The organism is Cupriavidus basilensis, assembly GCF_008801925.2.
In the GTDB taxonomy this organism is placed as follows: Bacteria; Pseudomonadota; Gammaproteobacteria; order Burkholderiales; family Burkholderiaceae; genus Cupriavidus; species Cupriavidus basilensis.
Genome location: NZ_CP062806.1, coordinates 234414 through 249916, shown reverse-complemented (window position 1 = coordinate 249916; position 15503 = coordinate 234414). Strand labels below are relative to the sequence as shown.

The 15503-nt window shown below is 60.7% G+C and carries 17 protein-coding genes; 8 read left to right on the top strand and 9 right to left on the bottom strand.

Going from position 1 to position 15503, the window contains the following annotated elements; all coding sequences use genetic code 11:
- Window positions 1-77: 77 nt before the first annotated feature.
- Both F7R26_RS38740 and F7R26_RS38735 read left to right on the top strand, forming a co-directional pair.
- Window positions 78-524, top strand: a complete 447-nt coding sequence (locus tag F7R26_RS38740) for an Rrf2 family transcriptional regulator (RefSeq protein ID WP_150984809.1) — start codon at window positions 78-80, stop codon at window positions 522-524.
- A gap of 128 nt (window positions 525-652) precedes the next feature.
- Window positions 653-1297 carry an NADPH-dependent F420 reductase gene (locus F7R26_RS38735; protein ID WP_150984808.1) on the top strand — a complete coding sequence of 215 codons (645 nt, stop codon included), beginning with the start codon at window positions 653-655 and terminating at the stop codon, window positions 1295-1297.
- A gap of 407 nt (window positions 1298-1704) precedes the next feature.
- Here the strand turns inward: F7R26_RS38735 and F7R26_RS38730 are convergent, their stop codons facing one another.
- The 7 genes from F7R26_RS38730 to F7R26_RS38700 form a co-directional block, all read right to left on the bottom strand.
- On the bottom strand, window positions 1705-2118 hold the full coding sequence (locus tag F7R26_RS38730) for a tripartite tricarboxylate transporter substrate-binding protein (RefSeq protein WP_277820385.1): 414 nt from the start codon (window positions 2116-2118) through the stop codon (window positions 1705-1707).
- 277 nt (window positions 2119-2395) lie between these two features.
- Window positions 2396-3406, bottom strand: coding sequence for a zinc-binding alcohol dehydrogenase family protein (locus F7R26_RS38725; protein WP_150984806.1), 1011 nt, complete (start codon window positions 3404-3406; stop codon window positions 2396-2398).
- Window positions 3407-3472: 66 nt separating this feature from the next.
- Window positions 3473-4672 carry an FAD-dependent monooxygenase gene (locus F7R26_RS38720; protein WP_150984805.1) on the bottom strand — a complete coding sequence of 400 codons (1200 nt, stop codon included), beginning with the start codon at window positions 4670-4672 and terminating at the stop codon, window positions 3473-3475.
- A complete protein-coding gene (locus F7R26_RS38715; protein ID WP_170301789.1) occupies window positions 4669-5109 on the bottom strand; it encodes a PaaI family thioesterase in 441 nt (146 codons plus the stop codon). Before F7R26_RS38715 ends, F7R26_RS38720 begins: the two co-directional genes overlap by 4 nt.
- Window positions 5102-5884, bottom strand: a complete 783-nt coding sequence (locus tag F7R26_RS38710) for a 3-hydroxyacyl-CoA dehydrogenase family protein (RefSeq protein ID WP_150984903.1) — start codon at window positions 5882-5884, stop codon at window positions 5102-5104. The genes F7R26_RS38715 and F7R26_RS38710 overlap by 8 nt, the downstream gene beginning before the upstream one ends.
- The gene (locus tag F7R26_RS38705) at window positions 5871-6719 is read right to left on the bottom strand and encodes an enoyl-CoA hydratase-related protein (RefSeq protein ID WP_150984803.1); all 849 of its coding nucleotides are present in this window, start codon (window positions 6717-6719) and stop codon (window positions 5871-5873) included. The genes F7R26_RS38710 and F7R26_RS38705 overlap by 14 nt, the downstream gene beginning before the upstream one ends.
- A gap of 14 nt (window positions 6720-6733) precedes the next feature.
- Window positions 6734-7201 (bottom strand): hypothetical protein, encoded by a 468-nt coding sequence (locus tag F7R26_RS38700; protein WP_150984802.1) that lies wholly within the window; start codon window positions 7199-7201, stop codon window positions 6734-6736.
- On the opposite strand from F7R26_RS38700, the gene F7R26_RS38695 reads away from it, so the two are divergent.
- The 6 genes from F7R26_RS38695 to F7R26_RS38670 are packed head-to-tail and all read left to right on the top strand — an operon-like array spanning window position 7190 to window position 12666.
- Window positions 7190-8254: an ABC transporter substrate-binding protein gene (locus tag F7R26_RS38695; RefSeq protein WP_241754859.1), complete on the top strand. Its 1065-nt coding sequence runs from the start codon at window positions 7190-7192 to the stop codon at window positions 8252-8254. The two genes, F7R26_RS38700 and F7R26_RS38695, sit on opposite strands and share 12 nt — an antisense overlap.
- Window positions 8255-8273: 19 nt before the next feature.
- Window positions 8274-9146, top strand: a complete 873-nt coding sequence (locus F7R26_RS38690) for a branched-chain amino acid ABC transporter permease (RefSeq protein ID WP_150984800.1) — start codon at window positions 8274-8276, stop codon at window positions 9144-9146.
- 1 nt (window position 9147) lies between these two features.
- Entirely contained in the window at window positions 9148-10131 is a 984-nt protein-coding gene (locus F7R26_RS38685; RefSeq protein ID WP_150984799.1) for a branched-chain amino acid ABC transporter permease, read from the top strand.
- A complete protein-coding gene (locus F7R26_RS38680; RefSeq protein ID WP_150984798.1) occupies window positions 10128-10880 on the top strand; it encodes an ABC transporter ATP-binding protein in 753 nt (250 codons plus the stop codon). Before F7R26_RS38685 ends, F7R26_RS38680 begins: the two co-directional genes overlap by 4 nt.
- Window positions 10864-11661, top strand: a complete 798-nt coding sequence (locus tag F7R26_RS38675; protein WP_241754828.1) for an ABC transporter ATP-binding protein — start codon at window positions 10864-10866, stop codon at window positions 11659-11661. The genes F7R26_RS38680 and F7R26_RS38675 overlap by 17 nt, the downstream gene beginning before the upstream one ends.
- A gap of 18 nt (window positions 11662-11679) precedes the next feature.
- A complete protein-coding gene (locus F7R26_RS38670; RefSeq protein WP_150984797.1) occupies window positions 11680-12666 on the top strand; it encodes an NAD-dependent epimerase/dehydratase family protein in 987 nt (328 codons plus the stop codon).
- A 60-nt stretch (window positions 12667-12726) separates the two neighbouring features.
- Here the strand turns inward: F7R26_RS38670 and F7R26_RS38665 are convergent, their stop codons facing one another.
- Window positions 12727-13995, bottom strand: a complete 1269-nt coding sequence (locus F7R26_RS38665; RefSeq protein ID WP_170301788.1) for an MFS transporter — start codon at window positions 13993-13995, stop codon at window positions 12727-12729.
- A 55-nt stretch (window positions 13996-14050) separates the two neighbouring features.
- Window positions 14051-15217, bottom strand: coding sequence for a porin (locus tag F7R26_RS38660; protein ID WP_150984795.1), 1167 nt, complete (start codon window positions 15215-15217; stop codon window positions 14051-14053).
- Window positions 15218-15503: the final 286 nt, after the last annotated feature.

Below are 15503 nucleotides of genomic sequence, written 5' to 3'. Positions count from 1 at the left end.
CCTGCCCCAGGCAAACATACCTTGACATGGAGTGCCATATGTAATAGTGTTGGTGACACTTAGTCATTAAGATTGCCATGCCGACCAGTACACGCTTTGCCGTTGCCATTCATGCGCTGGCTGCGATCGCCGTCAGCGACGGCAAGCCGTTGCGATCCGAGGACCTTGCGCACTCCGTCAATACCAGCGCTGTCGTGATACGGGGGTTGCTGTCGCGGCTGAATGACGCTGGCTTGACCCGGTCGATGCTCGGCGCAGGCGGCGGTGCCCTGCTCGCAAAGCCCGCGAACAAGATTCGGTTGCTGGACGTCTACGAGGCTGTCGAGGACACCGAGCTTTTTACGCTGCACCGGACACCGCCCAGCGAGACCTGTCCCGTGGGCGGCAATATCGTAGCCGCGATGCAACCCGCGCTGGCACTCGCGCGCAAAGCGCTTGAGGAAGAACTGGCGAAGGTCACCATTGCCGATATCGCCGAAGAAGTGGCACGCCTCGGGAAGTTTTCGCTCCCATCTGCGTGGTGAGCTTTTTATTTGAATATATATGTAACTATGTCACTGACACACATATGATTAGTAACCGGACTTCCAGCGACTGGGGCGTTGGGGCTCTGGACCTGTTTCTGCCCCAGATCACCAAAGAGGAGTAAAGAATGACCATAGGTATCATCGGCGCCGGCGCCCTCGGCTCAAATATTGCGCGACTGCTTGCGAAGCACGGACTATCCGCGACCATTGCAAACAGCCGCGGCCCCGCGTCGCTGAAAGCGCTCACGGAAGAGCTCCAGCCCTTGATCAAGGCGGGCACGGTCCAAGAAGCGGCTAGCGCCGACATCGTTGTGGTGGCGGTTCGTTGGGTCGACATCGAAAAGGCGCTGAATGGCTTGCCCGCCTGGAACCGGCGCATCGTTATCGATGGCACGAATCCGGTCGCGTTTCTCGATGCGGACTCGCCCGACGCGAAGGACCCGAACAATCCACTGGCTGCCTATGGCATCAAGGCCATCGATCTCGCCGGCAAGCATTCCAGCCAGGTGGTCGGTGAGGCGGTGCCTGGCGCGCGTGTCGTCAAGGCATTCAATCATCTCGACGTCCGAGTCCTGCCTGAACCGACCGCGTCCGGCGGACAGCGCGTGCTGTTCTATTCCGGCGACGACGTCGATGCAAAAGCCGAGGTTCGCAAGCTGATCGAGGCGGTCGGCTACTTTCCGGTGGACCTGGGTCCGCTGGCTGTTGGCGGGTCACTGTCCGGGCTGCCGTTCGGTTCGCTCGCCGGCGTCAACCTCGTCAGGATCTGACGGCAATATCCAACGATGAAACCTGCTGGAACAGGTCAAACTGAAGTCGCAGGTGACCGTTCCGGTGGGCAGCAATCCCCTTGGTCAGGCCGTCCTGGCTTCGGGGTCATCGCACTTTCGATCCATTCGCCGGCGGCACGCCCCGAAAAAACTCCATCTACGCCCGACTAAGCATCCAATAAGCCAGGGCAAGACCGGCAGTGAGCTACGCCCCGTGGCCAATACGTTGCGTGAAGGCCGCCACGGCGTGGCGGTCAGTGCCATGGCAAGCACCGCTGTTGGACGCGCCGAGCGCGAGGCTGTCAAGGTCGCGCCAAACGATGCCAGGGTTGTGTCCCGTCAGCAATGCACCTGCTCAATCAACATGCAATCCGGCTGTATCGATCACCCTTCGGTATTTCGCTGTGTCACTCCTGATTTGTTGCTCGTATTGCTGCTGCGAACCCACCAGGAGCCGCCATGGCCTCTGTGAGGCTCTCATGCAGGCGACTAGCGACGTCCTGTGACGCGCCAGGCGGCAACGCAAATCCAATGCCGACCGCCGCATCAAATCCTGCGACACCTGATTCCGCCACGCTGGGCACGTTTGGTACAACTGGCGATCGACTCCGCGTTGTCACCGCGATCAGCCGAATCTTTCCGTTCTCCAGATAAGGGCGTAGTGACGAAAGAGATCCAGCCGCCAGGTTGACCTCATTTGCGGCCACCGCAACAGCAGCAAGTGATGCCTCCTTGTAAGGAATGTGCGTCAGCTTCATCCCGGTCTGCTGAGCCAAGGACTCGACGCTTGGGTGGCACGCTCCCGATGCCCGTGCTGCCATACGAGAGTGAGCGCGTTTTCGCATACGCAATCAGTTCCACTATTGAATGAAATGGGAAGCGATGCGTTGACTGCCATGAAGAGCGGTGTCGTGACCGCCTCCATCACCGGCACAATGGGCTTGCTGGCGTCGTAAGGCAGCGATTTTTAGAGGCTCGGGTTGATATCTTCTCGTTGAACTAGAGGAGCACTCGCCTTCCCCAATTCCGGTATCCAGTATCCGGAAGATGATTACCCGTGGCGACCCCGGGCTATTCCTGGGAACGTCCGTCCCGCGGTCAACTACCCTGAAAGCCCTCCAGCACTATTTTGCCCATCGTACGGACCGACCCGACGATATCATGAGCTTTGCGAAGGGACTCCGCATTGATGGGGCCAAGCGTTTGCGCAAGGGTCGTCCTCAGCACTCCCGCATCTACTAGCGCCGAGATCTCGTTGAGTACTTCATGTTGCGCCGCGATGTCTGGGGTTTCGAACATCGATCGCGTGAACATCATTTCCCACGATATCGTGACGCTCTTTTGCTTGAATGGCGCAATGCTTTCATTGAAGTCATCTACCAGGGTAATTTGGCCCTGGGGATTGATAGCACGCGCGAGACTAGGACCGCAGCCGGCTGTCGTGGTAAGTGCGGCCATATAATCGACGCCCGTCAGGCCGATCGCCCTGATTTCTTCATCGATCGGTCGATTGTGATTCACGACGTGGTGCGCCCCAAGACTGCGCACCCACGCGGCGGATTCCGCACGTGACGCAGATGCGACGACAGTCAATCCGGTCAGCCGCCTGGCGAGCTGGATCACCATCGAGCCCACACCGCCGGCACCATTCAACACGAGCAACGTTCCCGCCGGACCGCGACGTCCATAGGGCAACTTCATGCGATCAAAGAGAATCTCCCACGCCGTGATTGACGTCAGTGCCAACGCGGCAGCCTCGGCAAACGAGATTGATTTCGGCTTGCAGCCCACGATCCGTTCGTCGACGAGGTGGAGTTCCGCATTTGTGCCGGGCCGGTCCCTGGCGCCAGCGTAGTAAACAGCATCGCCAGGCTTGAATCGTGTCACATCACTTCCGACGGCCTTTACGATGCCCGCCGCGTCATAGCCGAGGACGCGGTATGTGCCGTCGGAAGGTTCGTCCCGATGTCGTCGCTTCACGTCCACGGGATTGACAGAGATCGCCCGAACGCTTACCAGCAGATCGCGTGCTCCTGGAACAGGATCGTACAAATCGATGTCGGTCAGCACTTCGACACCACCCTTCATGCAGTACGCGACTGCTTTCATTCTTTCTCCCTCGTTCGCAACTCACAAAGCTTCATGGCGAGCGAACTCATGATCCGCTTGCATTGCCTAGGCCTGCGTGGCGTCATAGCCGTAGATCCACTCGGCACGATGCGTGGTCGTTTCGGGCTTCCGAAAACTCCGGAGCATGAATCCGAGATTTCGCTTCATTCGGGCCCACGGCGATCGTAGATGCATCGTCGTGCCTCGAGCGCGCGCACCGAGCTGTACTCGACTCGTTCGGGGAATGCGCCGTTGCTCGTAGGCGATCAGAGCCGCCTCGACACCCACACCGTCGCGCAATTTGCCAAGCGTCGTCGCCAACTCGTAGCCATCCTCGATCGCCATGGCAGCGCCCTGCGCCAGGAATGGCAACATCGGATGCGCGGCATCACCGAGCAGCGTCACTCGCCCTTCGGACCAGTGCGGGAGAGGATCCCTGTCATAGAGCGCCCACTTGAAACAGCGCTCCGTCGCACGGAAAGTCCGCAACAACTCCTCGTTCCACCCCGAATACGTCTGAAGTAGCTCATCGACCGAGCTTGGCGTGGACCACGATTCCTCCTTCCATTCGTCAGTCTCGTACACCGCCACGAAGTTGACCATGGCTCCGCCCCGGACGTAGTAGTGAACGACGTGCCCCTTCGGACCAAGCCAGTTCGACGACGCAAGCTCCACGTGGCCCTTCGGCAGCGCCGCCACTGGAACCATCCCTCGCCAACAGATGTTGCCAGTGAAGCGGGGCTTGTCATCGCCCACGATGCTGCGGCGCACGGCCGAATGAATACCATCCGCGCCGATGACCACATCCGCCTCCACGGCACTGCCATCGGCCAGTTTCAGACTTGCCACCTCGCCATGCTGTTCGACGCCCAGCACGCGCTGGCCAACTCGCAGTTCCGCGTCGCCCAGCCGCTCGCACAGTGCATGATGCAAATCGGCCCGGTGCACGTGGTAATAGTGCGCGCCGTACAAGCGCTCGAACGTACCCTTTATTGGGGTCCGGTACAGGACACGACCACTTTTCCAGTCGCGCCCCGTAAACGCCAATGGCTCGCATGCGGTTTCGCGAACCAGTGGCTCGACGGCCAGCGCCCGCAGTACCTTGACAGCGTTGGGGCTCATTTGCACGCCTGCGCCAACTTCGCCAAGCTCCGCCGCTTGCTCCACCACTACCACCTCGCATCCCTGCTGACGGAGGGCGATCGCAGCAGCGAGCCCTCCAATCCCCGCACCTGCCACTACCACCTTGATCGGACGCGTACTCATGCTGCTTTCTCCTTGGCACCGCTCTCGCGCGGCATTGCAAACGTGGCACTGGCGCGTACCGCGACGCGTCCCTCCTGCGATGTCACGACCATGGAAACAAAGGCCAGGCTGGCGCCGACTCGCTCCACCGTGGCTGTCGCAATCGCATCCGTGTCACGCACCGCACCCATGAACGTCACGCGGAGATCAACGGTGGCGATCGGCCGGAATTCTCCAATTGCACTGGTCAGCGCGAGCACCATCGCTGTATCGGCCAGCGAGCACAGCGCCTGTCCGGACATGACCCCGTCTGGCCTGGCGGTATACTTCGTGATCGGCATCCGAACCTCTACAACCCCGCCGTTGGCGCTTGTTACCTCGAGCTCCAGGGACTGAACCAACGGTGGAAATACTTGCCGGCATATTGCCTGCAGGTCTGCACAGGAAAGCTCAAACATGACTTTCCCCCGCAAGATCCCGAAACGTACGTGCCTCGACGGCCATCCGGCACAAGCTCTCGGGGGGGGCGAACCGCTCTCCGTAGCGTTCTTCCAGAACCTTGCACTGGCTGACAAACTCGATGGCACCGATACCATCGACGTAAGAGAGAACACCGCCCTTGAAGGCCGGGAACGACCATCCCAGCACCGATGCGACGTCAGCGGCCATTGGGTCATTGATAACGTGCTCGTCCAACGCCCGAATCGTTTCGAGTGCCTGAATGTGCATCAGGCGCCTTTCGATGTCTTGAGGGCTCGGCAGCGGCGCCGTACGCGGAAACTCCGATGACAGTCCACTCCAGGCGGTCTTGTCGCCGTTCTCTTCGTAGTCGTAGATGCCTTTTCCCGCCTTGCGACCGGGCCGCCCCAGTTGCAACGCCATGCGATTCAGCACGGCAAGGGCCCGAGTGAATGGTTCCTGCTCCTTACCCTCCCCTGCCAGGCTGCCGAGAATATCGAAGAGAAGATCGAGCGATGTCTGGTCCGCCATCGCCAGCGGGCCGATCGGCATGCCAGCATTGATGGCTGCGTTGTCGACGATCTGCGGCGGGACGCCTTCGGCGAGAAGCAGCAGTGCCTCCCGCGTGTACGCGCCGACCACCCGGCTGGTATAGAAGCCGCGCCCGTCACGCACGACGATCGGCGTCTTGCCAAGAACCCTTGCCAGATCGAGCGCCTTCGCCACGGCTTCATCGGAGGTCGCTTCGCCACGCACGATTTCAAGCAGGGGCATCCGAGCTGGCAACGCCTGCGAACAATCGTGCTTCGATCTTCAGACCTGCATCGATGCCTCGCTCCAGGCCGTGGTGGAGTGCTTGCAGAATCGCAGCCGCCGCGGGATCCTCCGGTGACGTCTTGCGACGCACCTTCGGCCAAGCGCCCATGAAGAACATGCGCCCTTTCATCGATTGCGGATCATCGCCAGGCAGGGCGTATCCTTCGCGATCCCAAGGTTGGCTCGCGACAAGGCCATCGAGCAACCAGGCGCGCGCCGCATCAAGAAGCTCCGCGGCGGGAACGATCTTGTCTACGATTCCAAGCGCATGCGCTTCTTTCACCGGCAGGAGCTTGCCATCCAGAAGCAGCGATGCCGCGCGTGGGATTCCGATCAGGCGCGGTAGCCGCTGCGTGCCGCCAGATCCAGGCATCAGCCCCAATGTCACCTCCGGCATGCCGATTCGGGTGGCATTGTCATCCGTCGCGATGCGGTGATGACAGGCGAGCGCAACCTCGAGACCGCCGCCAATTGCCGAACCATTGATCGCGGCAACCACAGGCTTGCCTGACGTCTCCAGCCGCCTCAGGCATGCGCCGATATCGGCGACCAGCGCGCCGGCTGCCTCCGGCGTGCGTGCGGCGCGCAGTTCGTACAGATCGCCGCCAGAGATGAAGTCGCGCTTTGCGGAAGTGACGATGATGCCTTTCACTGTCGAATCCGAAACGACATCATTTACAGCTTCGATGAAAGAAAAGATTGCGGCCCTATTCTTGACATTCACCGGTGAACCCGGGACGTCCCAGGTCAGCGTCGCGATACCGGTGGTCGAATCGGTTGAAGTAATGATCATGACGGCCTCTATGCTCAGATTCTTTCAATCACAGTTGCGACAGCCATGCCCAATCCCGTGCACATGGTGGCAACGCCGATGCGTTCGTTGCGGCGCTCAAGTTCGTCAAGCAGCGTTCCGATCAGGATGCCCCCGGTGGCGCCGATTGGATGGCCCAGTGCGATGGCACCGCCATTCACATTGACCTTCTCCGGATCAACGCCGGCGTGACGGTTGAAGTAGAGGACAACGGATGCAAAGGCTTCGTTGACTTCAAACAGATCAACGTCCTGGAGTCCGAGCCCGCATCGGGCCAGGGCACGTCGACTCGCTTCGACGGGACCCGTCAGCATCAGGCACGGCTCGATCCCTACTTGCGCGATCGCCCGGATTCTTGCCCGGGGCGCCGTGTCCATCTGCTCGGCGGCCAGGCGCCCCCCTATCAACAGCGCGGAAGCGCCGTCTGCAATACCGGAGGAGTTTCCCGCGTGATGCACGTGCATCAGCCTGTCGATCTCGGGATATCCGACAACGTCATCAAGCTTTTCCAACTGAAGAACGGCAACACGGTCGCCGGCAGGAGAATCGAGTTCGTCAAGCGCGACACCACTGGCCCCAACCCGGAACTGGTCAAGCGGCTGGCGCAGGAATTGATCGTGCGTGAAAAGGTCAGCATCCTTGTCGGGCCCGATTTCACGCCGAATGTGCTGGCGATTGCGCCGCTCGTCACCGAAGCCAAAGTCCCCACGATCATCACAGGAGCCGCCACACAGGGCATCGTTGCGAGGTCGCCGTACTACGCACGCACGTTCTTTTCTGTCCCGCAGCCGGTGCGTCCGCTAGCGGAATGGGCGTACAAGAACGGGATGAAGAAGCCGTTCGTCGTAGTTGCGGACTTCGCGCCCGGTCACGACACTGAGGCCACCTTTATCAAGACCTTCTCGGACCTGGGCGGCAAGGTGGCTGGAACGGCGCGGGTGCCGGTGCGCAGCCCCGAGTTCTCGAGCTACATGCAGCGCATCAAGGATACGCAGCCCGACGCGGTATTCGCGTTCTTTCCGATTGGCGAGCTGGTACCGCAATTCCTGAAGGCCTACACCGATGCGGGCCTCAACAACGGGAAGATCAGGCTCATCGGCACTGGCGATATGAGTGACGAGAGCCTTATCGACGCGGCAGGCGACGCCGCCCTCGGGATCGTAACGGCGGGGGTCTACTCTTCCGCCCACGATTCAGCACTCAACAAGCAGTTCGTCGCCGACTACGCCGCGCAGTACGGCAAGACCCCTCGGGTTGCGGCAGGAGGCATTGCCGTGTGGGATGCGATGCGGCTGATCTACGACGGCCTAGCTGCCCAGGGGCAGGGCCGGTTTGACCCGGACAAGTTCATGGCCTTCGCCAAGGGCCGTTCCTTTGAAAGCCCACGCGGGCCGCTGGCCATCGACAAGAACACTGGCGATGTGACCCAGAACGTCTACATCCGCCGCGTGGAGCGGCGTGACGGGGTGTTGCAGAACATCGAGTTCGAGACCTTCAAGGCGGTACTCGCCAAGTAATCCGGGGGCGGGCACAGTCATGACCACTCTTACTACGATCGCAACGCTTCTGTTCAATGGCCTGTCCTACGGCGTGCTGTTGTTCATCATCGCCGTTGGCCTGTCCATCTCCATGGGGATGATGCGCTTTGTCAACCTCGCGCAGGTCAGCTTCTCCATGCTGGGCGGCTATGTCATGGTCAGCGCGATGGATGCCACGGGTATTCCATTCCTGGCTAGCCTGCCGCTCGCGTTCATCGCCGCGGGCGCGCTGGCGCTGGCACTGGAACGCCTGGTGCTCCGTCACTTCTATGAAGCCGACGAACTGACCCACGTATTGTTGACATTGGGCCTGGTCTTCATGTCCATCTCGTCGGTCGCCTATATCTGGGGCCCCGCATTTCGCCCGGTCTCGGTCCCTGCCTGGCTCAGCGGCCAGGTTTCGGTGCTCGGGCTAGACCTCGAGTGCTACCGCATCTTCGTGCTCGTCGCTGGCGGGCTACTTTGCGCCGCCCTGACACTGGGCATCGAGTACACGCGGTTTGGCGCCATGGTACGCGCGTGCGTCGACAACCGTCGCGCCGCATCGGGCAGCGGCATGAATACCGGCGCCATCTTCGCATGGACCTTTGCGCTCGGCGGCGGAATGGCTGGGCTTGGCGGTGCGTTGTCGGCCAACCTGCTGAGCCTGGATCCCAACTTCCCGTTGCGTTATCTCGTCTATGTACTGATCGTCGTCTCGGTCGGCGGGATGGGCAACATTCCCGGAACCCTGCTCGCGGCTGCCCTGATCGGCGTGGCTGACGTGGTAGGCAAGTACTACCTGCCAGAGGCCGGTGGACTGTTCATCTACGCCTTGACGGTGCTCATCATGATGTGGCGACCGCAGGGCCTGACAGGCAGGAAGGTCTGACATGACTCGTCCCAATTTTGTCGAACATTTTCGATCCCTGGCCCGCATCGGGCGCCTGGAGCTCCTCTTCTGGGCGACGTTGCTGGGCCTGTTCTTCTGCCCGGGCAGCGATCTTGTACTCGTATCCCAAATCATGATCTGGGGCCTGTTCGCGCTGTCCCTGGACCTGCTGCTCGGATATCGCGGTATCCCTTCGCTCGGCCATGCGGCGTTCTTCGGCATCGGTGCCTACGCGGCCGCATTCCTCGGCAAGTACGGCTGGACGGAGCCCATCAGCGGCCTGCTGATGGCAGGCGCGCTGGCGGGTCTCGCCGGCCTGGTCGCCGGGCGCATTTTGCGCAACATGCATGGCGTCGGTCTGCTGATGGTCACTCTCGGCCTCAACATGATCCTCTTCGATGCCGTTCACCGCGCAACTGACGTCACTGGCGGCGACGACGGGCTGCCAGGCATCGAGATCGCGCCCCTCCTTGGCCAATTCCGCTTCGACATGGCCGGGCGGACCGCCTACGTCTACACGTTCGTTGTCGTCCTGGTCTGCTTTCTGGCGGTGCGTGCACTGGTCAAATCGTCGTTCGGGCTGTCGATGCTTGGGGCACGGGACAACCCTCGGCGCATGATCATGCTGGGCGCGCCCCTGGACCGTGATCTCACCGTCGTCTTCGGAATGTCCGCCGCGCTGGCGGGTATTGCGGGCGCCCTGCTCACGCAGACCACCGAGTTCGTGTCGCCCGAAGCGTTGGCATTCACGCGCTCGGCGGACGTACTCGTGATGCTAGTAATTGGAGGTACGGGCGTGCTGTACGGAGGATTCATCGGTGCCGCCGTATTTATCCTGCTCCGCGACCTTCTCTCGACGTTCAATCCAATCTACTGGTACTTCTGGATTGGCCTCCTGCTAGTACTCATCGTGGCGACTTTCCGCAAGGGAATCCTGCCAACCCTGCTCGAACGTCTGAACGCATGGAAGGAGATGCGTGCATGAACACGGACCTCGTACTGCAAACCAGCGAACTCAGGATGTCATTTGGCGGCCTCCAGATTTTCGAGCGGCTCAATTTCTCGCTGCGCTGCGGCGAACGGCACGCGATCATCGGCCCGAATGGCGCGGGCAAGAGCACTTTCGTGAACCTTGTGACGGGCCTGCTCAAACCTACTGGCGGCCGACTGCTGGTCGATGGTCGCGACATAACGGCGTCCACGCCTCAGCAACGCGTGCGCCATGGCCTGGTGCGTACCTTCCAGACCAATACGCTGTTTCCCACACTTAACCCGCTGGAGTCCGTGGTTCTGGCGCTGTGCGAACGCGATGGCCTGACGCGCCCTACATGGCGAGCAGTGCGCCGCATGACGAGGCAGATCGACGAGGCAACCGACCTGCTTGAACGCTTTGGTCTCCTTGGTGCCGCTCGACTTCCCACTCACAAACTGCCGTACGGCGAGCAACGTGTGCTGGAGGTGGTGCTCGCACTCGCCATGCGCCCGCGCATCCTGCTCCTCGATGAGCCCGCCGCCGGCCTGTCCACCGCCCAGGGCGTGGCGCTGTTCGAGCAGTTGTCGAATCTGGCCGGCGAAACATCGGTGCTCTTTATCGAACATGACATGCACCTTGTCTTTCGCTATGCAGACCGGGTCTCTGTATTCGCAGGCGGCGACGTCATCGCTCAAGGCACGCCTGATGAAGTCCGTTCCAACGAGCACGTGAGGAAGGCATACCTTGGAAGCCAAGCTTGAGGCGGAACCTCCGCTCGCCGTGACAAATGGCGGCATGAGCCCGCAATCCATCGAATCGCGTGCGGCTTCAGCGTCGACCCGCACGCTCCTAGACATACGCGGACTCTGTGCGGGCTACAAGTCCGCTCGTGTCCTGCATGATCTGACGCTGTCGGTGCAACGCGGGGAAACTCTCGTCGTGATCGGCCGGAATGGTGTCGGCAAGACAACCCTGATCGAAACCATCATCGGACTGACGAGCCATCACGCCGGAGAGATCTGGTTCGACGGCAAGCGCATCGACACCCTGCGCGCGTACCAGCGCAATCGGCTTGGCGTTGCGTGGGTACCTCAGGAGCGCGAAATCTTTCCATCGCTGAGCGTCGAGGAGAATCTTGACGTGGTACGCCGTCCGGGGCCATGGGACGTCGAGCGCGCCTATGGCCTGTTTCCGCGTCTGAAGGAGCGGCGTCGCAACTACGCGGACCAGCTATCAGGCGGCGAGCAGCAGATGCTCGCACTCTGCAGGGCACTAATGACCAACCCTTCCCTGCTTCTGCTTGACGAGCCCATTGAAGGACTTGCGCCACTGATCGTGCAGGAAATGCTCTATGCCATCGATCGCATGCGGCGAAACAGCGACATGACGATCATCCTCGTCGAACAGAAGTACGACCTGGCCCTTGCCCATTCCGATCGCTGCGTCGTGATCGACCATGGCAGCGTAGTACATAGTGGGCCAAGCCATGCACTGCTCGGCAATCAACCGCTGATCGACCGCCTGCTCGGCGTCTCCGCCTAACCATTTGGGAATACAGCCATGATCATCATCTTCGGCGGTACGGGCATGCTTGGACAGCATACCGCCCGTGAACTGGTCGACAAGGGTCAGACCGTTGTCGTAACCGGTGTGCGCCGGCAGACGCCGTCCTTGTTGACAGACGCCATCAGGCGCAATCAGGTCTTCGTCGAGTACCTCGACCTGACAGACCCTCATGCTGTCATGGGTCTCGTGGCCAGGTACAAACCGGATGTCATAATTGACACCGCCGGTTACGCCCCGAAGCTTCTGCGACCTGCCGCGGAAGTGCGGGCACGGGTGACGGCACAGTTGAACCTGCTCGAGGCGGCCAAGCTATATGGCGTCGACCGCGTCGTGCTGACCAGCTCGTCGGACGCGTACTGGGGGCTTGGGCCAGAATTCCTGCCGCTGAGAGAGGACATGCCCGTTCCTCTGCAGGAGGACGACGACAACTTCATTGTGCAGTCGTGGGCCAAGAAGACGCTTGAGATCGTCGCCAACCTGTACCGCCGCCAGGAAGGCCTGAACATCGTCACGGTCCGATGCAGCGGCATGTTCGGCCCCGGCTATCGCACGTTCCTGAACCTTCCCAGCCGGCTCATCCGCGCCGGGTTGGCAGGAACGGCGCCCGATTTTTCAAAGGGCGGCGTACCTTCGGCGGACGATGGTTATGACCAGACCTATGTCAAAGACATCGCACACGGCATGGGGCTCGTGGTACGCGCGCCGAAACTGAACCACAGCGTCTACAACCTTGGGAGCGGGCGCTCGACAACCTACGGCGAGATTGCGCGCGCAGTGGAAAAAGCCATTCCCGGCTTCAAGGTCGAGTTGCGCTCCGCCACACATGCCACGCAAGCGACAAGCCCTGGACGTGAAGTCAACATGGGCAACTTCCACATGGACATTTCGCGCATCGGCGACGAACTTGGCTACGTGCCCAGATACTCGATCGAGCAATCCATTGCCGAGTATGCCGACTGGCTGAGGACGCACGATATGTGATGGCAGTCGCGCTGCATACGCAGCGTGGGCCACCTCCGTCCGGTTCAATCCAAAAGCGATTCACGACACCGACGCATCCTGGACCGAAGCGGTCACCTTTGCGTCGGATTCTGCTTCGCCAGCTACAGTACGAGGCAGCGCGAAGGCATAGGGACCAACACTCAGGATCGCCGCGGTGCCCAGCGCCAATGCAGCAATAAATCCAGCAATGGCGATGCCGTAGGAATGCGTCGCGTCATACGAGAATCCCAGCAGATAGGTTCCCAGCGCCCCGCCCCACGCCCACGTCACCCAAATTGCCCCAGTGACGCTGCCGAAAGCGTTCATCGGGAAATAGCGGCTGACCAGAAACGTCAGGATGTCGCCCTCCGCTCCCGCGGCGACACCAACCATGACTGCTGCGATCGTCATCACGAACACCGAGTTTGCGGCAGTCAGGATACCCATGCCAATCATGGCCAGGACGAAAACGCCGGCCGCCACGTAGGGGGCAAAGACCCTGTCCATGACATAGCCTGCTGCCAATCTGCCGAACAGTGATCCGATCCCCACCGTCGAAAGGATTCTCGCCGCCACCAGCGGTGAATTGCCACGATCCGTCGCAATCGGCACGAGCTGGGAGATGATTCCGAACGTTGCAACCGAAACGGTAAAGATGGCAATCGCAATCAGCCAGAAGGCCCTGCTCGATTTCACGATCGCCGACAACGGAACGGTGTCGCCTTTCGGGTTACGTGCGCCGCGCTGTGCGGTTGGGAGTCGCACCCAAAGCGCAAGGGCCACGATTGGAATAAGGGTGACCACCACCGCTACGCCCCAGTAACCGCCGCGCCATCCATATCGCGACAGCAGAAAGTTGGCGTATAGCGGCATCAGTGCCGCGCCGATACCGGTTCCGGCATTCACCAGCCCCAGTGCCAGGCCACGCTCGCGGTCGAACCAGTTGCAGATTGCCGCCGCATAGGGCAGCACCGTGGCGGCCGAGCCAAAGAAGCCCATCACGGCGAATGCCATCACGAAGTAGTCGAGCCGCGCGGGCAACAGCGGGACCAGCGCTATGGATCCCCCGAAGAGAAGGACGTAGATCGACGTCACCTTGCGCAGGCCGAACCGGTCGATGGCAAGCCCCAGTGTCAGGGATCCAACGCCAGACGCCAACGCAAAGGCGGTTAATCCCAAAGATACCGATACTCGCGACCACCCAAATTCGGCGCCAATCGATTTGGCAAACACGCCAAACATGTAGACACCAACGACGCCCGCACCCACAGCAGCACAGAGCGCTCCGGCAACCACGTTCCACCATCGATTGACAGGTTGTGTGAGCATGTTTTCTCCAGGTTCAGCACTTCTCATATGGAAATGCGGGCGATTGATGTTCAGGTCAGAACTTGTGTCGAATGCCGATCATGACGCCGCTCTGATCCACCCCGGGCAAGGGATTCGAAGACCCAGGAAGCGCGCCACCGTCCACCGTAATGGTCGAATCACGCTGGTTGAACACCCGACCGGCCGTGATGTACAAGGCAGAGCGTTGGGAGAACAGGTACTGCGCGCGTGCAGCGATGACGGATGCGCCAAGCTGGGTGCCACTGACCGACAGGTGTCCATACTGCAAATCGAGCGAAATATGTACGGTGGGCAGATAGGTGCCGCCGATCCACCAATAGTCGCTGGTCTTGCTGACGACACCGGGCGCGACGAGCCCGTGATTGATCCGATGAAGGTAGCCTGCGCCGATAGTGGCAGTGCCATACTTCACGTAACCGTTGATAAGCTCGCGCGTATCGGTCTGCGAACTGCTTGGCAGCGGGGAACCCGTGCCGGCACCCCCGTAGTTCCGATCGTAAGCACCGGCCACTCCCCAGGTTTGCGCATCGTACTTGAGCATCGCCGAGATTGCCTTGCAAGCGCGGTAGTCGGTAGGAGATTCTCCTGCACAGCCACCTGCCACTGCCGGCGCTACCGAATCACGTCCTAGGGAATAGGTGGCCGCCGCCGTGAAACCGCCGATCGTCAATGTGTAGTCGATGGCGTTGTCGACGCGCGCCTGCGCCAGATAGGTATCGAGCAGCCCTGCCGCGAAGATATTCGGCCCCATCGTGTCACCGATCATCGACCAGTAGATCTGCGAGTACAGGCGACCCACCGAAACAGCGCCCCAAGGCCCGAGCAGCCCTACGTAAGCCTGCCTGCCGAACAGTCGTCCACTCTGGTTCGAGCCGCCTGTATCTGGCGCGAATCCGGATTCGAGCACAAAGATTGACTTGTACCCTGCGCCCAGATCCTCGATCCCGCGCAGCCCCCAGCGTGACGGGTACGAGCCGGTCAGCGAAGGGACGCGCACGACGCTCGACTTCTGGGGCCCCACATTGTTCACATATTCGATGCCTGTATCGATGAGGCCATACAGCAAGAGACCGGGCGCCAGCGCCCCCGATCCATCGTAGGCATGTGCAGCACTGCTGGCGACTGCCGCCGCAAGCGCCCATCCACAGCGAGCGGCCCATCGTTGAATCCGACCAACGAGCCGGTTCGACTCTCGTTTCATTTCCTCGTCTCCTCCGTTTGTGGGTAATCTTTTGTCTTCCGCGGAAGATTGATTTACGGAGTGAAGAAAGTCAATCGACCATCGTTAGATAGTTTCCCTGATCTGTCTCACGCCAACTACACCTTCCATGGAAGAATGTTAGTCATCGAGACCATATCGATCTATCGGCATGGATTTCTCCGCGTTTCCCCTACCTCGACATACAAAGTATTGCTTTGTATTCTTCCGTGGAAGCCATTCTCACGAAGCATCATGCGCGACTGCACGCGACGTCATTCGTGGAAGG